Origin of the sequence: Sphingomonas gellani (genome assembly GCF_900110035.1) — a bacterium.
Lineage (GTDB): Bacteria > Pseudomonadota > Alphaproteobacteria > Sphingomonadales > Sphingomonadaceae > Sphingomonas > Sphingomonas gellani.
This window is the reverse complement of the sequence record NZ_FOCF01000002.1, coordinates 55,017-77,905: the sequence shown is the minus strand read 5'-3', so window position 1 is coordinate 77,905 and position 22,889 is coordinate 55,017. Positions and strand designations below refer to the sequence as shown.

Genomic DNA, 22,889 nt, shown 5'->3' with positions numbered 1-22,889 from the left:
TCGGAACAATAGTTTCCGATTGGAGAATCGGGAAAAAAGGGTGGGGTAGCGATGACCAAGTCGATGATGGCCTACTCGATTACCGGCGCGCTGGCGGCCCTGCTGCTGGCCCCTTCGGCCTCCGCGCAGACGACGGACGCGCCCGCACAGGACGATCAGGCGGAGGGCACGTCCTCACCGGTCACGCCCGCTTCGACACAGGCGCGTGCCACCCCCTCCTCCGCGCCGGGGGAGGACATCGTGGTCACCGCACAAAAACGCGCACAGGTCCTGATCGACGTGCCGCAATCGGTGTCGGTCGTCGGCGGCGATACGCTGCAACGCAACCAGGCCTACAGCTTTCAGGACTATGCGAAGCTGGTCCCCGGCCTGCAGCTCGCGCAGAGCAATCCTGGTGAGGCACGCATCGTCCTGCGCGGCATCAACACCGGCGGGGTGGCCGCGACGGTCGCGACCTATATCGACGAAACGCCGTTCGGCTCGTCCAGCGGACAGGTGAACTCGGCGATCCTGGCGGGCGAGTTCGACACGTTCGACGTGGCACGGGTGGAGGTGCTGCGCGGGCCACAGGGTACGCTGTACGGCGCCAGTTCACTGGGCGGCGTGCTGAAATACGTCACCGCCGCGCCCAGCACCGACAAGGTGGAGGCGCGTGGCCGCGCATCGCTGGAAAGCACAAAGGGCGGCGATCTCAGCTACATGGGATCGGCGGTGGTCAACCTGCCGCTCGGCGACACCTTCGCCGTGCGCGCGTCGGGCTTCTACCGGGACTATGGCGGCTATATCGACTCGGTCGGCAACGGCGGCTCCGACGTGCAGAAGAACATCAACGGGTCCAAAAGCTATGGCGGCCGCATCTCCGCGCTGTTCAAGCCCAGCGATGCGTTCCAGCTGCGCCTGACCGCGATCCTGCAAAACCTGGACAGCGATGCCGGTACCGTAGTGGAAAGCGACCCACTGACGCTGCGCACGCTGTACGGCCGCAACACGCAGTCGCAATATGTGCCGGAATACACCAACATCGCGTATCGCGTGTACAACGCCACGGCGGACGTTGACCTCGGCTTTGCGACGCTGACCTCGTCCACCAGCTACAGCACGCTGAAACAGTCGCTGCGCGACGACCTGACGGTGAACTACGGTACCCAGCTCGGCCTGTACGACGACGCGACCGGCGCGGCCGCTGACCTGGGGCTGGTGCAGCACACCGACACGAAGCGCTTCACGCAGGAGGTACGCCTGTCCTCCCCCGCCAGCGACACGTTCGAATGGCTGATCGGCGGCTATTACGACCATGAGAAGGGCGCGATCATCCAGCGGCTGGATGTGTACGAGCCGGGCACCTTCACCATCTTCACCGGCGTGCCGCAGCTGTTCGATGGCGCCAACCCGTCGCGCTACGAAGAGTTCGCCGGCTTCGCGAACGGCACGGTGCATTTCGGCCCGATGTTCGACCTGACGCTGGGCGGCCGGTACAGCCACAACGATCAGGACGCGAGCCAGAGCGGCACGGGCCTGCTCGCGCCGGACGCGCTCAGTTCCGCGTCCAAGGAGAACGTGTTTACCTGGTCCGTCGCGCCCAAGTTCAAATTCAGCCGCACCGGCGCGATCTATGCCCGCGTGGCGAAGGGTTTCCGGCCCGGCGGTCCCAACATCGTGCCGCCCAACGCGCCCTCGTCGCTCAGCACCTACGATTCCGACTCGCTCATCAGCTATGAAGTCGGGTTGAAGGCAGAAACGGCGGACCGCAGCTTCGCGATCGATATCGCGGCGTTCCACATCGACTGGCGCGACATCCAGCTGTTCGCGCAGGTCAACGATTTCGGCATCAACGCCAATGGCGGCAAGGCCAAGAGTGACGGCGTCGAGTTCACCGCCACGATGCGCCCGACCCGTGGGTTCGTGGTGTCGCTGAATGGCGCCTACACCGATGCCAAGCTGAAGGAGGACACCGACTTGGCGATCGTCGGGGGCCGCAATGGCGACCAGTTGCCGTACACGCCGAAATACGCGGTATCCGCGAACGCCGACTATGACTGGCAGATCGGCTCCGCCACGCCTTATCTCGGTGCATCGCTGCGCTTTCTCAGCGACCAGTCCGGCCCGTACAGCCCGACCTTCGTCGCGGCGACGGGGCGTCAGTTCCGCATCCCGTCCTACGGCGTGGTCGACCTGCGCGCCGGCGTCGATTTCGGCCGCTTCTCGGTCGAGGCCTATGCCAAGAACCTGACCAATTCGGTGGGCAAGACCAGCGTATCGGGAGAGGGCAATTACCCGTTCGGCGCGGTGGGCACCGGCATCATCCGGCCGCGCGTGATCGGGGTGACGCTTGGCGCGGGGTTCTGATCGGATGGGCCTGCCCGTTGCCATGCCGAAAGGACGCGAGGCCGCCGCCCCGCACGACCTGCCCGCCCCCTATCTGCTGTTCCTGGGCGACGTGACGGAGGCGGGGTTCGCGAAGACGGCGTTCGGGCTACGCGACTGGGCGGCGGATCGGTGCATCGGCGAACACGCGCTGCCCGCCGCGACCGTGACCACCGGCCTGCGCCGCCTGACGCCGCGAGAGGCCGCAGAGGCCGGCGCCCGCGCGATGCTGATCGGCGTCGCCAACCAGGGCGGTGTCATCCCGCCTGCCTGGATGCCCGAACTGATCGCCGCGATCGATGCCGGGTTGGACCTGATCGCCGGCATGCACACCCGCCTGTCCGACATCGCACCGCTGCGCGAGGCGGCGGAGCGCAGGGGCACGCGGCTGCACGACGTCCGCGTCCCACCCCCCGGGCTGCCGGTCGCCACGGGGCGAAGGCGCAGCGGGCGCCGGTTGCTGACGGTCGGCACCGATTGCGCGCTGGGCAAGAAATACACCGCGCTCGCCATCGCGCGCGGACTTTCGGCACGCGGGATCGACGCCACCTTTCGCGCCAGCGGCCAGACCGGGATCATGATCGCGGGCGCGGGCATCGCGATGGACGCGGTGGTCGCCGATTTCGCGGCCGGCGCGGCCGAACTGCTCAGCCCCGACGCCGCGCCCGACCACCTGGACGTGATCGAGGGTCAGGGATCACTGTTCCACCCCGCCTATGCGGGCGTGTCGCTGGCGCTGCTGCACGGCAGCCAGCCGGACATGGTGGTGGTGTGCCACCAACCCGGCCGCGACCGCGTGCTGGGCGCGCCCGGGTTCGCTGTGCCGCCGATCGAGGCGGTGATCGAGCAGACGATCATGCTCGGCCGCCTGACCAACCCCGATATCCGCTGCGTCGGCATCAGCCTGAACACCGACGGCCTGTCGCCACAGGATGTGGAACGAGTCACTGCGGAGACGGGCGAGCGCCTGCACCTGCCCGCTGCCGACCCGATGCGTGGCGGTCCCTCGTTCGAAAGGTTGCTGGACGCATGCCGGGGTTGAGCCACGGCGCGGCCGACCGGTTCCGCCGGTTCGTGCTGCCGGGGCTCGCGTTCAAGGCGGTGGTGATCGGCGGCGGCTATGCCACCGGGCGGGAAATTGCGGAGTTCTTCCTGCCCGCCGGTCCCTGGGGCGGCCTGGCCGCGATGCTGCTCGCCACGCTGATCTGGGCGGTGGTCGCGGCGGCGACGTTCCACTTGGCGCATCTGATCGGTGCGCGCGATTACCGCACCTTCTTCCGGGCATTGCTCGGACGGGGCTGGGTCGCGTTCGAGGCGGCCTATGCCGCGTTCGTGATCCTGATCCTCGCCGTGTTCGGCGCGGCGGCGGGCGCGATCGCCGCGGCGACGCTCGGCGCACCGCCGATCGCCGGGACATTGGCGCTGATGGCGGGTATCGTCGCCTGCGTCGCCTGGGGCAATGCCGCGGTGGAACGGGTGTTCGTGTGGGTGTCGGCGATGCTCTATGCGACCTACGCGATCTTTCTGGTGCTGGCGCTGAGCGGGGTGGGCGACCGGATCGCCGCCGCCTTTGCCGCGTCTCCGCTTCCCTCCGGGGACTGGGCGCTGGGCGGGATCACCTATGCCGGGTACAACATCGTCGGTGCGGTGATCGTGCTGCCCGTCACGCGACACTTCCGATCCGGCCGGGACGCGGTGGTCGCGGGACTGGTCGCGGCACCGCTTGCGATGCTGCCCGCGCTGCTCTTCTTCGCCGCGATGACCGCGTTCCTGCCCCAGATCGCGGGCGCGGTGCTGCCGTCCGATTACATGCTGGTCCGCCTGGGCCATCCCGTCTTTCACCTGCTGTTCCAGGCGATGATCTTCGCCGCCCTGCTGGAAAGCGGCACGGGCGCGGTCCATGCGGTGAACGAGCGTATCGCCCATGCCAGCGGCGGCCGTTTCGTGCTGGGTCCCGGCACGCGCGCCGTTGCCGCGCTGGCGCTGCTGGTGCCGTGCATGCTGCTGGCGGAGCGGATCGGTCTCGTCGCCCTGATCGCCTCCGGCTACCGCGCGCTCGCCTGGGTGCTGATCCTCCTTTACGTCCTGCCGCTGCTCCTGTTCGTCGCGTTGCGGCGGGGCGCACCGGCTCCCCTGTCGGAGATGCCGCGATGAAGCGCCACCTGCTCCTGCTGCCCCTGTTGCTGGCCGCCACCCCGGCGCTGGCCGATCCGCCCGCCGGCTTCGACGCGCGCGTGGAGGCGGTGCGCCGGGCGAGCGAGACGCCGGGCATGGCCGTCGCCATCGTCGAGAATGGCAAGGTCGTGCTGGCCAAGGGCTATGGCATCCGCAAGCTGGGCGCCCCGGCAAAGGTCGATGCTGACACGCTGTTCATGATCGGATCGACGGGCAAGGCGTTCACCAGCGCCGCGCTCGCGACGCTGGTGGATGCGGGAAAGATCGGCTGGGACGACAAGGTCATCGACCATCTGCCCGGTTTCCAGATGTACGATCCCTGGGTCACGCGAGAGATGACGATCCGCGACCTGCTGGTCCATCGCAGCGGGCTGGGCCTGGGCGCGGGCGACCTGTTGCTGGTCCCGCGCGGCAAGCTGTCGCGGGCGGAGTTGGTGCGGCGGCTGCGCTACCTGCCCCCTGCGACCAGTTTCCGCAGCGGATATGCGTACGACAACATCCTCTACGTCGTCGCCGGCGCGGTGATCGAGGCGGTCAGCGGGCAACCCTGGGAGGACTACATGCGCGATCATGTGTTCCGCCCCGCCGGCCTGCCCGACGCGACTGCCGACATGGCACGGCAACTGTCCGCCCCCGACCGCGCGCACCCGCATGGCCGGGCCGGCGGCACCGTGCGGGGCACGGGACCGCTGAAGCTGCTCGACGAGCGTGATCGGCTGGGCCAGGCGGGCGCGCCGGCCGGGCTGATCGCGGCCAGCGCCAACGACATGGCGCGCTGGCTGCAGATCCAGCTGGCCGGCGGCGCGCTGCCCGACGGCAAGGGGCGCCTGTACAGCGAGGCGGCGGGCAAGGAGATGTGGGCGCCGGTCACCCCGATGCCGATCGAGCCCTATCCCGATCCCGTGTCGGGCATCACGCCCGGTTACCAGGCCTATGCGCTGGGCTGGGACGTGCGCGATTATCACGGCGCGCAGGTCATCTGGCATGCCGGCGGCCTATTCGGCTTCACCACCGTCGTGGTGATGATCCCGGAAAAGAAGGTCGGCTTCGCCATCGCGATCAACAGCGAGGAGATCGAGCCGCGCTACGGCCTGATGTACGAGCTGCTCGACCATTATCTGGGCGTCCCCGCACAGGACTGGCCGACCCGCTTCGCCAAATTCAAGCGCGACCGCATCGCCGGGGCGGAGGCGGCGGTGCGCCAGCAGGCCGGGGCCCCGGCGAAGATCGGGCCGTCGCTGCCCGTCGCGCGCTATGCCGGGCGCTATGTCGACCCATGGTACGGTGCGCTGGCCGTGACGCCGAACGGAGGCGGGCTGAAGGTGGATTTCACCACCACCCCCGGCATGACCGGTCGGCTGGAGCATTATCAGTACGACACCTTTGTCGCCCGCTTCGACGATTCCGCGATCGAGCCGGCCTATCTGACGTTCGGACTGGATGCGGAGGGCAAGGTGTCGCGGATCACCGCAAAGCCGGTGTCGCCGATCGCGGACTTCAGCTTCGACTACAAGGATCTGGCCTTTGTGCCGGAAGGAGGTGCCCGATGAAGCGCATCGTGGGGAAGCGCATCGTCGCCATGCTGGCCTGCGCGCTGATCGGCGCGGCGGGCCTTGCGCAACGGGACCTGCCGGTCGCGCCCAAGCCGGCGACGCCGGCCGCGTCGGAAGCACGCACCCCCGTCTCCGCCCCTGCCGCGCCGGCGCTCACCGCCAGCGACCTGTCGGCCTGGTTCGACGGCTATTTTCCCGGCGCGCTGGAGGCGGGGAAGATCGCGGGCGCGCAGGTCGTCGTCGTCAAGGACGGCCAGGTGCTGGTCAAGAAGGGCTATGGCTATGCCGATGTCGCGGCGAAGAAGCCGATGGATGTCGACCGCACGCTGATGCGGATCGGCTCCACGTCGAAACTGTTCACCTGGACCGCCGTGATGCAGCAGGTGCAGGCGGGCCGCATCGACCTGAACGCGGACATCAACCGCTATCTGGACTTCCACATCACGCCCAGGGCCGGGCGCACCATCACGATGAACGACCTGATGCGTCATCGCGGCGGGTTCGAGGAGGGGTTGAAGGACCTGCTCACCGACGATCCGGCCCGGCTGAAGACCACCGAACGATATCTGAAGGAGAATTTGCGCCCGCAGCTGTTCCCTGCGGGCGAAGCGCCGGCCTATTCCAACTACGGCACCGCGCTGGCCGGATATATCGTGCAGCGGGTGTCGGGCGAGCCGTTCGACAGCTATATCGAACGCCACATCCTGTCGCCGCTGCGCATGACGCACACCACGTTCCGCCAGCCGCTGCCGCCCGCGTTCGCCCCCTTCATGTCCAAGGGGTATCGGCAGAGCGATCAGCCGCCCGCCGCGTTCGAGCTGGTCGGCACGGCGCCCGCCGGTGCGGTCAGCACGACCGGCGCGGACATGGCCAACTTCATGATCGCGCATCTCCAGGACGGCCAGTTCGACGGCGCGCAGATCCTGCGCCCGGACATCGCCCGGCTGATGCACACCCCGGCGGTGATGCCGCAACCCGGCTTCGACACGCTGGCGCACGGCTTCTTCTGGAGCCATCGCAACAACCGGCTGGTGATCGGTCATGGCGGCGACACGCTGGTGTTCCACACCGACCTGAACCTGCTGCCGGACGAGCATGTCGGCATCTATGTCACCTTCAACAGCCGGGGCGAGAACGACGCGGTGTACGGCGTGCGCGAGCGGCTGTTCGACCTGTTCATGGACCGCTATTTCCCCGCGCCAAAGCCCGTCACGCCGCCTGCCATCGCCAGCGCGGCGGCCGATGCCAGCGCCATCGCCGGCCGGTACGAGGGATCGCGCCGCGTGGAATCGGGCTTCATCGGCGTGTTCTACCTGCTCCAGCAGGACCAGGTGACGGCGAACCCGGACGGCACGATCAGCGTGTCCTCAATCGAGGGCAAGCAGTTCCGCGAAGTCGCGCGCGGCCTGTGGCGCGAAGTCGGTGGCGACCGCCAGCTTCAGGTAACGGAGGTGGCCGGGCGCCGGGCGATGCTCGACAGCGGCAACCCGGTGGAAATCCGCCAGGCGACGTCGCTGGCGCGCAACGCACGGCTCAACACCTGGATCGCCGGGCTGTCGGTGCTGGTGCTGCTGCTCACCGCGATCGGCTGGCCGGCGGCCTGGTGGCTGCGCCGCCGCTACGGCGCGCCCGTGACACTGAGCGGGCGACCCGCGCTGGCCAGGCGGCTGACGCGCGCGGCGGCGATCGCAGACCTGGTCTATATCGCGGGCTGGTACGCCATCCTCGCGCCGATCCTGAAAACCGAGGTGCAGGTTTATAACAACAGCCTGGACGCGCCGATCCGTGCGTTGCAGATCGCCGCGATCGTGCCGATCGTCGGTGCCGCGGTCGGGCTGTGGAACGCCTGGCTCACCTGGCAGCCGGGACGCGACTGGGGGGCGCGGCTGCGGGCGGTGATCGTCGCGGCGGCGCTGCTCGGCATCGTCTGGGTGGCGTGGGCCGGCAAGCTGATGAGCTTCAACCTGAACTATTGAGGCGGCGGCGGCGCGGGCGGGACAATCGATCCCCGCCCGCGTCGGCGGGCTTGCGGTGGGGGCATGGCGTGATAGCATCTGCGCGATGATCGGGCTGTTGCTCCTCGCCGCCGCTGCCGTGGACGACCCGCTCGCGCGGGTGAAGCAACGGCTCGCGCCCGAGAACCCGTGCGTGGTGGACCCGAACTCGACCGATGTCACGGTATGCGGGCTGCGCCGCGCCGACCGTCTGCGTGTACCCTTCCTGGTCGCCACGCCCGGCGACCCCCGCCGCGAGGCTGTTTCCGCTGAGCGGAATCGCCTGCTTCACCGGACCAATCCAATCGAGGACCTGTCCCCGTTCCTGGTCGGCGGCGGCATGGCCGGCGCGCGCGTGTCGGTGGGTGCCGATGGGACGCGTGCCGAGACCCTGCGGACGCTGGCGCCATGATCCTGCTGGGGGCGCTGGTCCTGTTCGCCGGACAGGCGGGCACTCCGCCGGCATCGTCGAAACAGCCGGTGCCCGAACGCTTCTCCGTGCTGACGCAGAACTGCCCGCCGGCGCACAGCGACACGGAGGTGGTGGTGTGCGGCGACGGCACGTCCGGCGCGCGCCTGCCGCTCCCCGACGATCGCGGGCCGCCGGATCACCCGACACCCTCCAATCCGAAGATCGACGGCGCCGGTGCGCTGGCGGCATCCGCCACGCCATGCGCGGCGACGCAGGGCGGCTGTCAGGTCGGCATTGGTCCGCCGCCCGAGCTGATCAACGCGGCGATCGGCGCGATCAAGAGTGCGTTCGCGAAGAAGCCGGACAAGCGCGGCCGCGTCGCGATCCCGCTGGACGATACGCCCGCGTCATCGGCGGGCCGCGTCCTGCCCTGACGAGCGACGGCACCGGCCTCTCGCACGCTCCGCCATGACCGATAACGGGCCGCTGAGACTGCAAACACATGGGCGCAGTCGCACAACGTCCATCCGCGCGTGACCGGCCGTACCTTCGATCCGTTCCGCTGATGGGCGCACGGCTCAGCCGATCGCGCTGACATCCAGCAGTGCCCCAAGCCGCGTCAATCCAGGATGTGCATCCACAGCGGCTGACTGGCCAGGCTCTGCGATCCGCGCAACCGCTCCAGCGCCTGCGCCACGCTGCGTTCCGGGCCGTCATGTGTGACGATCACCACCCGCACGCTGCCATCGGGATTGGCACCGCGCTGGATCAGGCTCTCGATCGAGACGCCCGCATCGCGCATCGCCGCCGCGATCTCCGCCAGCACGCCGACCCGGTCCGCCACGGTGAAGCGGACATAGGCGCGGCCACGCCGGTCGCCGCTGTCGGCGGCGGGGCGCTGTTCCAGCGCGGCGGCGGGCATGGCGAAGGGCGGCCCGAATTCGCCCCGCGCGATGTCGATCAGGTCGGCGACCACCGCACTCGCGGTCGGCCCCTCTCCTGCCCCGGCGCCTTGGAACAGCAGCCGGCCGACGAAATTGCCGTCCGCGACCACCGCGTTGGTCGACCCGGCGACATGGGCGAGCGGGTGGTGCAGCGGCACGAGGTGCGGGTGCACCCGCTGGAACAGGCCGCCGCCGTTCGCCTCCGCAACACCGACCAGCCGTATCCGGTACCCCAGCGCCGCCGCCTCCGCGATGTCGGCGGCCAGCACCTCGCGAATGCCGTGGCATGCGACATCGGCAAAGGCCGGTTGCGACCCGAAGGCGAGCGCCGCCAGGATCGACAGCTTGTGCGCCGCGTCGATGCCGTCGATGTCGAAACTGGGGTCGGCCTCGGCGAAACCGAGCGCCTGCGCCTCCGCCAGCACGTCTGCGAAGTCGCGCCCCTCCGCCTCCATCTTGGACAGGATGAAATTGCAGGTGCCGTTCAGGATGCCATAGACGCGGTCGATCGCGTTGGCCGCGGCGCCTTCGCGCAGCCCCTTGATGACCGGGATGCCCCCGGCCACCGCAGCCTCGAACTTCAGCGGCACACCGGCGGCCTCGGCGGCGCTCGCCAGCTCCAGGCCGTGATGCGCCAGCATCGCCTTGTTGGCGGTGACGACGCCCTTGCCCCGGCCGATCGCGGTGCGGGCAAGCGACAGGGCGGGACCATCGGACCCACCGATCAGCTCGACCACGACATCCGCGTCCAACGCGGCCAGGCCCGCCGTGTCGTCCAGCCATTCGAAGCGCGACAGATCGACGCCGCGATCCTTGTGCCGGTCGCGCGCGGACACGGCCACGATCTCGATCGGACGGCCGGCGCGGCGGGTAATCAGATCGCGGTTCGTATCCAGCACACGGATAACACCGGCACCGACCGTGCCCAGCCCCGCCAACGCCACTCGCAACGTATCGCTCATCAACCGCCCTCCACGCCCGGGACCGGGTAGCGGAGGGGGCACCGCCCTGTCGAGAACGGCGTTCAGGCCCCCGCCCGAAATTCGCGCAGCAGCGAATCCGGGCGGGGGCGACAGGTCAGACGGCGCGGCGGCCGGTGAACAGCTGGATCAGACCCACCACCAGCGCGACCACCAGCAGGATGTGGATCAACCCACCCGCAACATGGAAGGTGAAGCCGAGCAGCCAGAGGATCAGCAGAATGACGGCAATGGTCCACAACATGGCGGCTCTCCTTTACGGGTACGAAACGAACGAGGACATCGCTCCCGCAGCAGAACATGCGGAACCCGTTGCTGTTCCGAAGCGGCCGCTCGTTTCGGCGCACGCTGCGAAAACCCCTGTGCAGCGATGCGCGATCATGGCACCCAGTCCGCCCCCGCCGAAGGAGTGTTCATGAGCGCCGATCCCGTCCGGGCAACCCCCCGCGCCGCCGTCACGGACCCGGCCGCGTCCGCTGCCGAGCTGACGGTGCGCGGCATCCTGCTGGGCGGCATCATCACGCTGCTGTTCACCGCCGCGAACGTGTATCTGGGGCTGAAGGTCGGGCTGACCTTTGCCACCTCCATCCCGGCGGCCGTGATCTCGATGGCCGTGCTGCGCTACCTGCCGGGCGCGACGATGCTGGAAAACAACATCGTGCAGACGGTGGCGTCCGCCGCCGGCACGCTGGCGGCGATCATCTTCGTGCTGCCGGGGCTGGTGATGATCGGATGGTGGCACGGCTTTCCCTATCTGTTGACCGCCGGGATCACCGCGACGGGCGGATTTCTGGGCGTCATGTTCTCCGTCCCCCTGCGCCGCGCGCTGGTGGTGGAAACCGACCTTGCCTATCCCGAGGGCCACGCCGCGGCAGAGGTGCTGCGCGTCGGCGCGGGCAGCCGACACGGCGCGGCGGACAGCGCGCGGGGACTGCGCGTCATCGTCGCGAACGCGCTGGCATCGGCCGGCTTCGCCATCCTGACTCAGACCCGGCTGGTCGCGGCGGAGGCGACCGGGTTCTTTCGGGTGGGATCGGGCGCATCCACCCTGTCCGCCGGCCTGTCCTTTGCGTTGATCGGGGTCGGCCATCTGGTCGGGCTGTCGGTGGGTCTGGCGCTGCTCGCCGGGGTAGCGATCGGTTTCGGCGTCGCGCTGCCGGCGCTGACCGCACATGCGCCGGTCGCCGGGGGGCTGGCAGAATGGGTCGGCGGCGTGTTCGGCCGCGACGTGCGGTTCATGGGCGCGGGCGTGATCGGCGTGGCCGCGATCTGGACGCTGGTCCGCATCGCCGGCCCGGTCCTGAACGGCATCCGCGGGTCGATCCTGGCGGGGCGTGCGCGCAGCCGTCACGAGGTGCTGCCGGTGGAGGAACGCGACCTCCCCTTCGCCATCGTCGCATGCGGCGCGCTGGCCGTGCTGGTGCCGATCGCGTGGCTGTTGTGGTCGACGATCAGGGGCGGTCCGCTGGCCGGTTCGTCGATCGCGCTGATCGCCGGGGCGCTGGTGTTCGTGGTCGTGCTCGGCCTGATGATCGCAGCGGTGTGCGGATACATGGCCGGCCTGATCGGCGCATCCAACAGCCCGGTGTCCGGCATCGGCATCCTGTCCGTCCTTGCCGCCAGCCTGTTGCTGGTCGGGTTGTTCGGACGCGGCACCCCGCCGGACACGACGCAGGCGCTGATCGCCTATGCCCTGATCGTCACGGGCGTCGTGTTCGGGGTTGCTACCATCGCCAACGACAATCTGCAGGACCTGAAGACCGGGCAGCTGATCGGCGCGACACCGTGGAAGCAGCAAGTGGCGCTGATGTTCGGCGTGCTGTTCGGGTCGCTGGTGGTGCCGCCGGTGCTGGAGCTGATGGCGACCTCCTTCGGCTTTGCCGGCATGCCCGGCGCCGGACCGAACGCGCTGGCCGCGCCCCAGGCGGCGCTGATCTCCGCCCTGGCGAAGGGTGTGCTGGGCGGCGACCTGAACTGGACCATGATCGGTGTCGGCGCGGGGATCGGCGCCGCGGTGGTGATCGTCGACGAGCTGCTCGGCCGCGCCGGGTTGCTCCGCCTGCCGCCGCTGGGCGTCGGACTGGGCATCTACCTGCCGATGGCGGTGACGCTGCCGGTGGTGGTGGGCGCCGTGCTGGGCCACCTGTACGATCGCTGGGCGGGACGCGCGCGGGATGCGGAGGGCGCGCGGCGGCTGGGCGTGCTGATGGCGACGGGCATGATCGTGGGCGAAAGCCTGTGGGGCGTGGCGTTCGCGCTGATCGTGTATCTGGCGGCCAACGACGCTCCGCTGGCGATTGTGGGCGCGCAGTTCGAGACGCCTGCGCTGGCGGCCGGCACGATCCTGTTCGCGGTGCTGGTCGGCTGGCTCTACACCCGCACCCGGCGTGCGGTGCGGGAGGGGCAGGCCGCCGCCTGACCCCGCCCGATCAACCGATCAGGCCGCCCCCCCCATTCTTCCACCGGCGATAGATGTCGCCCGCCACCGGCTCCGGCTCGGCAACGACGGGGGGCGTCGCCGCCGGTCCGTGCTCCAGCGCGCCGACGACCGCAGACCGGGCGCGGGCCACCCTGCTCTTCAAGGTGCCGGGCTGCACGTCCAGCGCCCGCGCGGCATCCTCGTAGCTGTGCCCCTCGACGGCGATCATCTGGAACGCCTCGCCCTGATGCGGCGGCAGCGCGGCGACCGCATCGTCCAGCGCCGCAAGCAGCAGCCCCGTTTCCTGATCCGGGCCGGCGGACAACAGCCGGTCGAAAGCGTCATCCTCCAGCGCGACCTGAGGCTTGGCCTTGCGCAGCGACGACAGGAACGCGTTGCGCGCGATGCGCATCAGCCACGCGCGCAGGTTCGTACCCGGCTCGAACCGCGCCCGCGCCGCCCAGGCTTTCAGCAGCGTTTCCTGCACCAGATCCTCGCCATCGGCATCATTGGCGGTCAGCCGCCGGGCGAACCGCGTCAGGCTGGGCAGCACCGGCCTGACCGCACGCCGGAATCCAGAGGCGGAGACGAACAGTCCCTGAGGTTCGGGGAAATACGGGGTCACGTTCATCAAAACACGTCCAAGGGAATCGGGGGGAGAGAGGATCGGCGGACAACGCTTCAGAACCGGACATTGTGTCCGGAAAAAGGAAAGGCAATGGTGCTCGCAGGGCATTCGCCGCAAAACCGGCCGAAAGGTTGATGCACGTCCCGCTTGAACCGGACACGATGTCCGCTTAATTCCATGTCGCCGCGCAACGGCCTCCAAAGCCTCCACCCGCATCGGACACCGCCCGCATGAGTGACGATCAACGCCGTGACGATCCCCAGCCGGACGGCGAGCCCCAAGCCGCTCCCGACTCCGACGCTGCGCCGGAGAAGAAGCAGGGCGGACGGCTGAGCGGCCGGGCCAAGCTGGTGCTGCTGATCCTGGCGATCGTCGCGCTCGCCGGCGTTGGGCTGTGGTACGCGCGCTACCAGTCGCACGGCAAATATCTTCAGGGCACCAACGACGCACAGGTCGATGCCGACGCCGTGACCGTGTCGCCGCGGGTCGCGGGCTATGTCGCGGACGTGCTGGTGACCGACAATCAGGACGTTCGTCCCGGTCAGCCGCTGGTCCGAATCGATCCCCGCGACGCCCGCGCCAAGTCGCAACAGGCGGAGGCACAGATCGCGGTCGCCTCAGCCCAGGCGAATGCCGTGCGCGCACAGATCGGCGAGCAACATGCTGCGGTCGATCAGGCCCGCGTCCAGCTCGCGGCCGCACGGACGAAGGCGGCGCACGACGCGGCGGAGGTCGCCCGCTATCGCCCGCTCGCGGCGTCCGGCGCGGAAACCCGCGAACGGCTCGCGCAACTGGAACTGACCGCCCGCCAGTCCGCCGACGACGTGCGCGCGCAGCAGGCGGCCGTCGCCGCGCAGCAGCGCCGCATCGCCACCTTGCGCTCGCAGGTTGCGCAGGGCGAGGCACAGGGCCGCGCGGCGCGGGCTCAGCTCGCCTCCGCCGATGTCGACGTCGGCGCCACGCTGATCCGTGCGGTGATCGCCGGGCGCGTCGGCGACAAGACCGTGACCGTCGGCCAATATGCGCAACCGGGCACACGGCTGATGTCGATCGTGCCGCTCGACCGGCTGTATATCACGGCCAATTTCAAGGAAACGCAGCTCGCCCTGATGCGTCCGGGCCAACCGGTGTCGATCAAGGTCGACGCGATCGACGATCTGGAACTGAAGGGCCGCGTGGAAAGTCTGGCGCCGGGCACGGGCGCGCGCTTCTCGCTGCTTCCCCCGGAAAACGCGACGGGTAACTTCACCAAGATCACGCAGCGTGTTCCCGTCCGCATCTCCATCGAGGCGACGCCCGCCGCGCGGCGGCTGCTGGTACCCGGCCTGTCGGTCGACGTGACGGTGGACACGATTTCGGCCAAGGCGGAGATCGACCGCATCCGCGACCAGCAGAAGCAGTTGGACCGGCAGGAGCACTGATCGTGGCGACCGCCGCCGCTTCACCCGACCGGCAACGCGCCGACACGTCGCGGCGGCCACCCGAACGCGCGGACACCGCGGCGTGGCTGGCGGTCGCGGCGGGGACGCTGGGCGCTCTGATGGCGACGCTGGACATCTCCATCGTCAATTCGTCGCTGCCCACCATCCAGGGGGAGATCGGGGCCAGCGGGACGGAGGGGACGTGGATCGCGACCGCCTATCTGGTGGCGGAGATCGTCATCATCCCGATGGCGGCATGGCTGGAACGCCTGCTGGGCCTGCGCACCTTTCTGTTGATCGCCGCCGCGTTGTTCACCGCCTTTTCGGTGCTGTGCGGCGTGTCGACCACGCTGACCATGATGATCGTCGGTCGCGTCGGACAGGGCTTCACCGGCGGCGCGATGATCCCCACCGCGCAGACGATCATCGCCCAGCGTCTGCCGCGTCGCCAGCAACCGGTCGGCATCGCGATGTTCGGCGTCACCGCCATCATGGGTCCGGTCATCGGCCCGCTGATCGGCGGCTGGCTGACGGAGAATGTCAGCTGGCACTACGCCTTTTTCCTCAACGTGCCGATCTGCGCGATCCTGGTCACGCTGCTGCTCCTGGGCCTGAAGCATGAGCGCGTGCGGCTGGATTTGCTGGGGGAGGCGGACTGGGTCGGCATCGCTGGCCTGGCGCTGGGCCTGGGTGGGCTGACCGTGTTCCTGGAGGAGGGCCAGCGCGAGCAATGGTTCTCGTCCGAACTGATCCGCTACATGTTCGCGGTGATGGTCGTCGGCTTCGGCCTGCTGTTCTGGGGACAGGCCACCGCGCGCCGTCCGATCATCAAGCTGAAGCTGTTGCTGGACCGGCAGTTCGGTTCGGTCGCGCTGATGGGCGTGGTGCTCGGTATCGTGCTGTACGGCACCTCCTATGTCATTCCGCAATTCCTGTCGCTGATCGCCGGCTACAACGCGCTGCAATCGGGCAAGGTCGTGCTGCTGTCCGGTATCCCGAGCCTGATCCTGATGGCGATGGTGCCGATCCTGCTGCGCCGCGTCGACATCCGCATCGCGGTCGGTGGTGGGCTGTGCATCATGGGCGCATCGGCGCTGATGGATGCCAATCTGACGCTCGCCTCGGATGGCGCGGACTTCACCGTGTCGCAGTTGCTGCGCGGTGTCGGGCAGATCCTGGGCATGCTGTTCCTCAGCCAGGCGGTAGTCCGATCCGTCCCGCCGGAGGATGCGGGGGACGCGTCTGGGCTGTTCAACGCGGTGCGCAACCTGGGCGGCAGCCTGGCGCTGGCCGGCATCTCGATCATCCAGGACCAGCGATCCTGGTTCCATTCGCGCCGGATCGAGGAAACGCTGAACGCCAATTCCCAGCGGGTGCAGGATTACGTCGCGGGGCTGGGCGCCGGCACCGGCGGTGACGCCGCGGCTCTGCGCCTGATCGGGCGGCAGGTTCAGGGTCAGGCCCTGGTGATGACCTTCAACGACATCTTCTGGATCATGGGAATGGGTACGATGCTCGTGTTGCCGCTGGTCCTGTTCCTCCGCCCGCTGCCAAAGGACGCCGCGCCCGCGGCGATGCACTGATGCGCCGTTCGCTGTCCCTCGCGGCCCTGCTGCCGCCCGTCCTGTTGCCCCTGGCCGCCTGCACCGTGGGCCCGGATTACAAGGGACCGCCCGCGACCGCCGCCGATGCGGTGGCGCGGGGCAGCTTCGTGCGCGCGGGCGACGCGTCCTTCACCCCGGCACCCGGTCTGGCGCGGTGGTGGGACACGCTGGGGGACCCGACGCTGGCCGCGCTGGTCGACGATGCACTGGCGCATAGCCCGACCATCGACCAGGCACAGGCGCGCATCCTCCAGGCGCAGTCGCAACTGACGCAGCAACGCGCCGCGCAACTGCCCAGTGTCAGCACCAACGCCACCGTTCTGCATGCACGACTGCCCGGCGTCGACCTGGGCGGCGGCAGCGGCGACAACAGCGGCGGCGAAGCGGACGGCGGAACGTCCTCGGGCGGTGGCGACTCCACCAGCCTGACCTTCTACAATCTCGGCCTGAACGCATCCTGGGAACTCGACCTGTTCGGCGGAGCGCGGCGGCGGGTGGAGCAGGCGCGCGCCACCATCGGCGCCCGCTTCGCCGATCTGGCCGACGCGCAGGTCAGCCTGTCGGCGCAAGTCGGTCAGGCGTACGTCTCGCTGCGCGACGTGCAGGAGCGGATCCGGCTGAACCAGCGCTCCACGGCGCTTCAGCGTCAGCAGCTTGGCCTGGTGCGACAGCGCCTGGACCGCGGCGCGGCGTCACAGCTCGACCTCGAACGTCTGCAGAACCAGCTGGAGAATACAGAGGCGCAGGCGGTGCCGCTGGGCGCGCAGCGCGACGAATATCTCAACCAGCTGGCCGTCCTGACCGGGCGCACGCCGGGCGCGCTGGACGCGACGCTTGGCACCGTGGTGCCCGTGCCGCTGCCCCCGGCGCAGGTGCCGATCGGCAATCCCGCCGAACTGATCGCCCACCGCCCCGACATCCGCGCCGCCGAGCGCCAGTTGGCCGCCAGCACCGCGGCGATCGGCGTCAACAAAGCGCGCGAGCTGCCCGGCATCAAGTTCATGGGCATATTGGGCCTGGGCGGCACCAACATCGGCGACGTGTTCGATCTGGGCAACCTGACCACCCTCGCCACCCCCATGCTCAGCTGGTCGCTGCTCGATTTCGGCAAGGCGCGTGGTGCGACGCGAGAGGCGGAGGCCGGCGCGACGCTGGCCGATGCGCAGTATCGCCAGACGGTGCTGGAGGCGCTGAACGACGCGGAAACCGCGCTGTCCCGCTTCGCCAACACCCGCGCGCAGCTCGGCCAGCTGTCGCAGGCGGAGGCGACCGCCACCCGGTCCGCCACGCTGAACGCACAGCGGGTGGCGGCGGGCACCAGCTCAACGATCGACCAGATCGACATCGAACGCCAACGCCTGTCGGCCGCGATGTCGGTGGCACAGGCGCGCGCCCAGCTGACCAACAGCTATATCGCGGTGCAAAAGGCGCTGGGTCTCGGCTGGACCGAACCGGCGGCGGGTCAGACGCCCGGCTGATCGCCGCGCCCGTTCAGCGCGCGCACAGGCCGCGCAGCAGAAGGTCCAGCGCGTTCGCGATCTGCTCCTCGGCGTCCAGCCCCGGCTTCAGCGCCAGCGCGGCGGCCATGCGGGTGGCGAGGAACAGTTCCGCCGCGCCGTAATCGGGGCGCAGCTCGCCGCGCTGATGCGCCCGGTCCGCGACCGGTTGCAGCACGGCGACGAAGCGGTCGCCCAGCGCCTTCAGGTCGTGCATCGTCTCCTCGTCCAGGTTCATGTCGGAGGAGATGCGCGCGAACAGGGTCGATGCCGCCGATCCGCTGCGCGCCACCGCCGCCATCGTCCGGCCCAGCGGCTCCTCCAGGTCGATCACCGCCGCCAGCCGGTCGATCTCCCGCCCGAAGATTGCCAGCGCCAGTGCCTCCCGGTCGCGGAAATTGCGGTACAGCGTGCCTCGCCCCACCCCCGCCTGTTCCGCGATATCCTCCAGCGGCACCAGATAGCCGGATTGCTGAAAGCACAGCGCCGCCGCATCGAGCAGCGCATCGCGACGCGCGCGCGCATCGCGTCGCATCGCGCGCTGCGGCTTGATCGCCGGGGCCTGGGTCGCCGGATCGGGCATGATGCACGCTTTCACCCGATCCCCCGCCATGGTGCAACCCGTCGCTTGCCCCGTTGCGCGACGATCGAGCGGCATTGACCTGCGTCAAATGCGGGCACACCTGCCGGTGACATGGAACGAGGCGCAGGTGCTGCGGCGGGCCGACCAACCCCGACGCACCGGCGTGGAGCGGAGGCGACGATGGCGCAGGATGTTGTTGTTGTGGGCGGCGGCCCGGCGGGCCTGGCCTTTGCGCGCTCGCTCGCCGGCAGCGGTCTGGCCGTCACGGTGGTCGAGCGACAGCCGCTGGCCGCGCTGCAGGACCCGACCTGCGACGGGCGGGAGATCGCGCTGACCCATCGATCTGTCACGACACTCACCGCGCTCGGCGCCTGGGCGCATCTCGACCCGGAGGATATCGCACCGCTGCGCGAGGCGCGCGTGCTGAACGGATCGTCACGCTTCGCCCTGTCGTTCGATACCGGTGCCACGGGTGAGGATCGGCTGGGGCAGCTCGTGCCCAATCATCGTATCCGCCGCGCGCTGTTCCTCGCGACGCGCGACCAGCCGGGCCTGGACCTGATCGCCGGGGTCGATGTCGGATCGGTCACGTCGAGCGCCGCGGGTCGGGTCGTCACGCTGGCGGACGGACGGGTGTTGCGTCCGCGCCTGTTGGTGGCGGCCGATTCGCGGTTCTCCGCCGTGCGCGAGCAGCTGGGCATCGCGGCGGAGGTGAACCGGCTCGGCCGGTCGATGCTGGTGTGCCGGGTCGCACATGACGGCGACCATGGCGGCAGCGCGACCGAATGGTTCGAACATGGCCACACCATCGCGATGCTGCCGCTGAACGGGACGCTGTCGTCCGCCGTGCTGACCCTGCCGGCCGAGGAGGCGGAGCGTATCGCCGCGCTGGACCCGGTTGCGCTGGGGGCGGAGATCACGCGCCGCTACGACGCGCGGCTCGGCGCGATGCGGGTGGTGGAGGGCCCGCGCCTGTATCCGCTCGCCACCACCTATGCCCGGCATTTCGTCGCCACCGGCGCGGCCCTGATCGGCGACGCGGCGGTCGGCATGCACCCGGTGACTGCCCATGGCTTCAACCTGGGACTACAGGGTCAGGCGACGCTGGCGGCGCTGGTGAACAAGGCGGCGGCACGCGGCTGCGACATCGCCACGCCCCTGTTGCTGCGCCGGTACGAGGCGGCGCACCGCCTGGCGAGCCGGCCGATCTACGCGGCGACCAACCTGCTGGTCGGCCTGTACACCGACGAGCGGCCCGCCGCCCGCCTGGCCCGTCACGCCACGCTGCGCGCCGGTGCGCGCCTGCCGATGGTGCGCGACGCGGTCAGCCGCCTGCTGATGCAGCCGTGATCTCACCCGAACCCCACCCACTTTCGACAGCGAAGCCGACAGCATGACCAGCCGCATCCCCTGCGACCACCTCCGCGCCAAGATCATGAGCGCCACCGACGCCGCCGCCCTGATCGGATCGGGCAGCACGGTGGGCATGAGCGGCTTCACCGGGTCCGGCTATCCCAAGGCGGTGCCCCTGGCGCTGGCCGCCCGGATCGAGGCGGAGCATGACGCCGGCCGCCCGTTCCGCGTGCGGGTGTGGACCGGCGCCTCCACCGGGCCGGAACTGGACGGCGCGCTGGCCAAGGCGGACGGCATCGAGTTCCGCCTGCCCTACAATTCCGACCCCATCGCGCGGGAAAAGATCAATCGCGGCGAGATGGAGTATTTCGACATGCACCTGAGCCAGGTCGCGCCGATGGCGTGGCAGGGCTTTCTGGGGCCGCTCGACGTGGCGGTGGTGGAGGTTTCGGGCATCCGCCCCGACGGGTCGCTGATCCCCTCCTCCTCCGTCGGCAACAACAAGACTTGGCTCGACCGCGCCGAAAAGGTGATCCTGGAGGTCAATCGCTGGCAGAACCCCGCATTGGAAGGGATGCACGACATCTATTACGGCACGCGCCTGCCGCCCCACCGCGTGCCGATCCCGCTGGTCAGGCCCGACGACCGTATCGGCCAGCCCTATCTGACCTGCGATCCCGACCGGATCGTCGCGATCGTGGAAACCGACGCACCCGACCGCAACCTGCCCTTCGCCCCGCCGGACGCGGCGGCGTTCGCGATCGCGGGGCACCTGCTCGACTTCTTCCGGCACGAGGTGAACAAGGGCCGCCTGCCCGCCTCCCTGTTGCCGATCCAGTCGGGTGTGGGCAACATCGCCAATGCCGTGCTGACCGGCCTGGTCGACAGCCCGTTCGAGGACATGACCGCCTATACGGAGGTGATCCAGGACGGCATGCTGGACCTGCTCGACGCGGGGAAGCTGCGCATGGCGTCGGCGACCGCCTTTTCCCTGTCGCCCGATGCGGCGGCGCGGATCAACGCGGACATGGGCCGTTACCGCGACCGCATGATCCTGCGCCCGCAGGAGATCAGCAACCATCCCGAACTGATCCGTCGCCTGGGCTGCCTGGCGATGAACGGGCTGATCGAGGCGGACATCTACGGCAACGTCAATTCGACACACGTGATGGGCTCGCGCATCCAGAACGGCATCGGCGGGTCCGGCGACTTCGCGCGCAACGCCTATGTCTCGATCTTCATGACCCCGTCGACCGCAAAGGGCGGCCGCATCTCCGCCATCGTGCCGCAGGCGAGCCATGTCGACCATATCGCGCAGGATGTGCAGGTGCTCGTCACCGAACAGGGTCTGGCCGACCTGCGCGGCCTGTCGCCGAAACAGCGTGCGCAGCTCATCATCGAACGCTGCGCCCATCCCGACTACCGAGCGATGCTGGCCGATTACTACGCGCGCGCGCGCGCCGGATCGTACGGCCAGCAATCGCCGTCGCTGCCGGCCGAGGCGCTGAGCTGGCACCAGCGCTTCATCGAGACGGGAAGCATGCTGCCATGAGTGCGGCTGCCACGGACACGACCAAGGCGTCGCTGTTCGACCGGATCGGCGGAGAGGCGGGCGTGCGCGACGTCGTGGAACGCTTCTACGACCTGATGGAGCACGATCCCACCTATGCCGATCTGCGTGCGATGCATGACGCGGACCTGTTGCCGATGCGCGTGTCGCTGACGCAGTTCCTGTCCGCCTGGCTGGGTGGCCCGCGCACCTGGTTCGAGGAACGGCCCGGCGCGTGCATCATGTCCGCGCACCGCGCCATGCCGATCGACCGACGGACCGCGGCGCAATGGGTCCACGCCATGAGCCGTGCGATGGCGGAAAGCCGGGTCGAACCCGAACTGGGCACCCAGATGCAACAGGCGTTCCTGCGCATGGCGAACGGGATGATGATGCGATAGGACGGTTCGTCCTTCCTTGATCGCCGGTCCATGATTGCCGTTCCATGATCGTCCGTCCGCGCCCGACCCTGTTCGACATCCTGTTCCGCGTGCGCGGATCGATCGTGCCGCGCATCGCGGGGCGGCTGACGGCGATGCTCGCGATCTCGGTCGGCGCGGTGCTGCTGGTCGACAGCCACCCGGCGATGCTGGTCCAGCTGGGTGCGATCCCGTTCACGCTGATCGGCCTTGCGCTCTCGATCTTCATGAGCTTTCGCAACACCGCCTGTTTCGACCGGTGGTGGGAGGGGCGGAAGCTGTGGGGCGACCTGATCAACCACAGCCGCTCGTTCGCGCGGCAGATATCCTCGCTTGATGCCGAGGCGCAGGCGCCGCTGCTGCGCGGCCTGATCGGTTTCGCGCACGGGCTGGCCGCGCGGCTGCGCAACGGGCACGAGGCCTCCGTCGTGGCGCGGTGGTGGGCGGATGCGCCGGCGGCGGATCATCCCAACCCGACCGACGCGATCCTGCGCGACGTGGGAACGCGCTGCGCCCGGCTGGCGCGCGCGAGGCACATCAGCGACATCCACCTGTCGATCCTGGAAGGGCAGCTGACCGCGCTGTCGCAGGTGCAGGGCGGGTGCGAACGGATCAAGGCGACGCCCCTTCCCTTCACCTTCACCCTGCTGCTCCACCGCAGCGCCTATGCGTTCTGCCTGTTGCTGCCGTTCGCGCTGGCCAACGCGCTCGGCTGGTGGACGCCGCTGCTGGTGCTGATCGTCTGTTACACCTTTTTCGCGCTCGACGCGCTGGGGGACGAGCTGGAGGACCCATTCGGGCTGGACACCAACGACCTGCCGCTGGACGCGCTGGTGCGGCTGGTGGAGCGCGAGATGCTGGCCGCGATGGGTCGTGACGACCTGCCGCCGCCGCTGCTGCCCGAGCGCGACCTGCTGCTTTGACGGATTGGGGTGCAAGGAACGGGAAGCGCCACGGGACAACGCGCGGTACAGGCGGTGCGTCGCTTACCCCGG

Annotated in this window: 19 protein-coding genes; 15 read left to right on the top strand and 4 right to left on the bottom strand. The window is 69.4% G+C overall.

Annotated features, from left to right (window positions below; translation table 11 throughout):
* The first annotated feature begins 51 nt into the window (after nucleotides 1-51).
* The 7 genes from BMX37_RS04690 (at nucleotide 52) to BMX37_RS04660 (ending at nucleotide 8,932) form a co-directional block, all read left to right on the top strand.
* Nucleotides 52-2,346 (top strand): TonB-dependent receptor, encoded by a 2,295-nt coding sequence (locus BMX37_RS04690; RefSeq protein WP_093664348.1) that lies wholly within the window; start codon nucleotides 52-54, stop codon nucleotides 2,344-2,346.
* Between the two features lie 22 nt (nucleotides 2,347-2,368).
* The gene (locus tag BMX37_RS04685; protein WP_093664764.1) at nucleotides 2,369-3,406 is read left to right on the top strand and encodes an N-acetyltransferase DgcN family protein; all 1,038 of its coding nucleotides are present in this window, start codon (nucleotides 2,369-2,371) and stop codon (nucleotides 3,404-3,406) included.
* Nucleotides 3,394-4,518 (top strand): YkvI family membrane protein, encoded by a 1,125-nt coding sequence (locus BMX37_RS04680; protein WP_093664347.1) that lies wholly within the window; start codon nucleotides 3,394-3,396, stop codon nucleotides 4,516-4,518. The genes BMX37_RS04685 and BMX37_RS04680 overlap by 13 nt, the downstream gene beginning before the upstream one ends.
* Nucleotides 4,515-6,089 (top strand): serine hydrolase, encoded by a 1,575-nt coding sequence (locus tag BMX37_RS04675; protein ID WP_093664346.1) that lies wholly within the window; start codon nucleotides 4,515-4,517, stop codon nucleotides 6,087-6,089. The genes BMX37_RS04680 and BMX37_RS04675 overlap by 4 nt, the downstream gene beginning before the upstream one ends.
* Nucleotides 6,086-8,068 (top strand): serine hydrolase domain-containing protein, encoded by a 1,983-nt coding sequence (locus BMX37_RS04670; protein WP_093664345.1) that lies wholly within the window; start codon nucleotides 6,086-6,088, stop codon nucleotides 8,066-8,068. Before BMX37_RS04675 ends, BMX37_RS04670 begins: the two co-directional genes overlap by 4 nt.
* 85 nt (nucleotides 8,069-8,153) lie before the next feature.
* A complete protein-coding gene (locus BMX37_RS04665) occupies nucleotides 8,154-8,498 on the top strand; it encodes a hypothetical protein (RefSeq protein ID WP_093664344.1) in 345 nt (114 codons plus the stop codon).
* Nucleotides 8,495-8,932: a hypothetical protein gene (locus tag BMX37_RS04660; RefSeq protein WP_093664343.1), complete on the top strand. Its 438-nt coding sequence runs from the start codon at nucleotides 8,495-8,497 to the stop codon at nucleotides 8,930-8,932. Before BMX37_RS04665 ends, BMX37_RS04660 begins: the two co-directional genes overlap by 4 nt.
* A gap of 185 nt (nucleotides 8,933-9,117) precedes the next feature.
* Here BMX37_RS04660 and BMX37_RS04655 read toward each other — a convergent pair whose 3' ends face one another.
* Together BMX37_RS04655 and BMX37_RS18435 are read right to left on the bottom strand one after the other, a co-directional pair.
* Nucleotides 9,118-10,404 carry a homoserine dehydrogenase gene (locus BMX37_RS04655; protein WP_093664342.1) on the bottom strand — a complete coding sequence of 429 codons (1,287 nt, stop codon included), beginning with the start codon at nucleotides 10,402-10,404 and terminating at the stop codon, nucleotides 9,118-9,120.
* Nucleotides 10,405-10,519: 115 nt separating this feature from the next.
* Nucleotides 10,520-10,666 carry a lmo0937 family membrane protein gene (locus tag BMX37_RS18435; RefSeq protein ID WP_139198004.1) on the bottom strand — a complete coding sequence of 49 codons (147 nt, stop codon included), beginning with the start codon at nucleotides 10,664-10,666 and terminating at the stop codon, nucleotides 10,520-10,522.
* A 171-nt stretch (nucleotides 10,667-10,837) separates the two neighbouring features.
* Between BMX37_RS18435 and BMX37_RS04650 the strand changes: the two genes are divergently transcribed.
* On the top strand, nucleotides 10,838-12,841 hold the full coding sequence (locus BMX37_RS04650; RefSeq protein ID WP_093664762.1) for an OPT family oligopeptide transporter: 2,004 nt from the start codon (nucleotides 10,838-10,840) through the stop codon (nucleotides 12,839-12,841).
* Between the two features lie 10 nt (nucleotides 12,842-12,851).
* On the opposite strand, the gene BMX37_RS04645 is transcribed toward BMX37_RS04650, so the two are convergent.
* Nucleotides 12,852-13,472, bottom strand: a complete 621-nt coding sequence (locus tag BMX37_RS04645; RefSeq protein ID WP_170841842.1) for an RNA polymerase sigma factor — start codon at nucleotides 13,470-13,472, stop codon at nucleotides 12,852-12,854.
* A gap of 227 nt (nucleotides 13,473-13,699) precedes the next feature.
* Between BMX37_RS04645 and BMX37_RS04640 the strand changes: the two genes are divergently transcribed.
* Genes BMX37_RS04640 through BMX37_RS04630 form a run of 3 tightly spaced genes read left to right on the top strand, consistent with a single transcriptional unit; the run spans nucleotide 13,700 to nucleotide 17,972 of the window.
* Nucleotides 13,700-14,890, top strand: coding sequence for an HlyD family secretion protein (locus BMX37_RS04640; protein WP_093664340.1), 1,191 nt, complete (start codon nucleotides 13,700-13,702; stop codon nucleotides 14,888-14,890).
* Nucleotides 14,891-14,892: 2 nt separating this feature from the next.
* Entirely contained in the window at nucleotides 14,893-16,473 is a 1,581-nt protein-coding gene (locus tag BMX37_RS04635) for an MDR family MFS transporter (RefSeq protein WP_093664339.1), read from the top strand.
* A complete protein-coding gene (locus tag BMX37_RS04630) occupies nucleotides 16,473-17,972 on the top strand; it encodes an efflux transporter outer membrane subunit (RefSeq protein WP_093664338.1) in 1,500 nt (499 codons plus the stop codon). The genes BMX37_RS04635 and BMX37_RS04630 overlap by 1 nt, the downstream gene beginning before the upstream one ends.
* Before the next feature lie 13 nt (nucleotides 17,973-17,985).
* Here BMX37_RS04630 and BMX37_RS04625 read toward each other — a convergent pair whose 3' ends face one another.
* Nucleotides 17,986-18,573 (bottom strand): TetR/AcrR family transcriptional regulator, encoded by a 588-nt coding sequence (locus tag BMX37_RS04625; protein ID WP_170841841.1) that lies wholly within the window; start codon nucleotides 18,571-18,573, stop codon nucleotides 17,986-17,988.
* A gap of 180 nt (nucleotides 18,574-18,753) precedes the next feature.
* On the opposite strand from BMX37_RS04625, the gene ubiM reads away from it, so the two are divergent.
* From ubiM to BMX37_RS04605, 4 genes are read left to right on the top strand one after another with little or no spacing between them, the layout of a single operon-like run.
* Nucleotides 18,754-19,923 carry a 5-demethoxyubiquinol-8 5-hydroxylase UbiM gene (gene ubiM / locus BMX37_RS04620; RefSeq protein WP_093664336.1) on the top strand — a complete coding sequence of 390 codons (1,170 nt, stop codon included), beginning with the start codon at nucleotides 18,754-18,756 and terminating at the stop codon, nucleotides 19,921-19,923.
* Nucleotides 19,924-19,966: 43 nt separating this feature from the next.
* Nucleotides 19,967-21,478, top strand: coding sequence for a succinyl-CoA:acetate CoA-transferase ScpC (locus BMX37_RS04615; protein ID WP_093664335.1), 1,512 nt, complete (start codon nucleotides 19,967-19,969; stop codon nucleotides 21,476-21,478).
* Complete coding sequence (locus BMX37_RS04610; protein ID WP_093664334.1) at nucleotides 21,475-21,876, top strand: group II truncated hemoglobin; 402 nt, start codon at nucleotides 21,475-21,477, stop codon at nucleotides 21,874-21,876. Before BMX37_RS04615 ends, BMX37_RS04610 begins: the two co-directional genes overlap by 4 nt.
* A 44-nt stretch (nucleotides 21,877-21,920) precedes the next feature.
* On the top strand, nucleotides 21,921-22,817 hold the full coding sequence (locus tag BMX37_RS04605; protein WP_093664333.1) for a bestrophin family protein: 897 nt from the start codon (nucleotides 21,921-21,923) through the stop codon (nucleotides 22,815-22,817).
* Nucleotides 22,818-22,889 lie beyond the last annotated feature (72 nt).

Coding starts and splice junctions, on each gene's coding strand:
- BMX37_RS04690 (WP_093664348.1), top strand. CDS start 52: ATGACCAAGTCGATGATGGCCTACTCGATTACCGGCGCGCTGGCGGCC.
- BMX37_RS04685 (WP_093664764.1), top strand. CDS start 2,369: ATGCCGAAAGGACGCGAGGCCGCCGCCCCGCACGACCTGCCCGCCCCC.
- BMX37_RS04680 (WP_093664347.1), top strand. CDS start 3,394: ATGCCGGGGTTGAGCCACGGCGCGGCCGACCGGTTCCGCCGGTTCGTG.
- BMX37_RS04675 (WP_093664346.1), top strand. CDS start 4,515: ATGAAGCGCCACCTGCTCCTGCTGCCCCTGTTGCTGGCCGCCACCCCG.
- BMX37_RS04670 (WP_093664345.1), top strand. CDS start 6,086: ATGAAGCGCATCGTGGGGAAGCGCATCGTCGCCATGCTGGCCTGCGCG.
- BMX37_RS04665 (WP_093664344.1), top strand. CDS start 8,154: ATGATCGGGCTGTTGCTCCTCGCCGCCGCTGCCGTGGACGACCCGCTC.
- BMX37_RS04660 (WP_093664343.1), top strand. CDS start 8,495: ATGATCCTGCTGGGGGCGCTGGTCCTGTTCGCCGGACAGGCGGGCACT.
- BMX37_RS04655 (WP_093664342.1), bottom strand. CDS start 10,404: ATGAGCGATACGTTGCGAGTGGCGTTGGCGGGGCTGGGCACGGTCGGT.
- BMX37_RS18435 (WP_139198004.1), bottom strand. CDS start 10,666: ATGTTGTGGACCATTGCCGTCATTCTGCTGATCCTCTGGCTGCTCGGC.
- BMX37_RS04650 (WP_093664762.1), top strand. CDS start 10,838: ATGAGCGCCGATCCCGTCCGGGCAACCCCCCGCGCCGCCGTCACGGAC.
- BMX37_RS04645 (WP_170841842.1), bottom strand. CDS start 13,472: ATGAACGTGACCCCGTATTTCCCCGAACCTCAGGGACTGTTCGTCTCC.
- BMX37_RS04640 (WP_093664340.1), top strand. CDS start 13,700: ATGAGTGACGATCAACGCCGTGACGATCCCCAGCCGGACGGCGAGCCC.
- BMX37_RS04630 (WP_093664338.1), top strand. CDS start 16,473: ATGCGCCGTTCGCTGTCCCTCGCGGCCCTGCTGCCGCCCGTCCTGTTG.
- BMX37_RS04625 (WP_170841841.1), bottom strand. CDS start 18,573: ATGCCCGATCCGGCGACCCAGGCCCCGGCGATCAAGCCGCAGCGCGCG.
- ubiM (WP_093664336.1), top strand. CDS start 18,754: ATGGCGCAGGATGTTGTTGTTGTGGGCGGCGGCCCGGCGGGCCTGGCC.
- BMX37_RS04615 (WP_093664335.1), top strand. CDS start 19,967: ATGACCAGCCGCATCCCCTGCGACCACCTCCGCGCCAAGATCATGAGC.
- BMX37_RS04610 (WP_093664334.1), top strand. CDS start 21,475: ATGAGTGCGGCTGCCACGGACACGACCAAGGCGTCGCTGTTCGACCGG.
- BMX37_RS04605 (WP_093664333.1), top strand. CDS start 21,921: ATGATCGTCCGTCCGCGCCCGACCCTGTTCGACATCCTGTTCCGCGTG.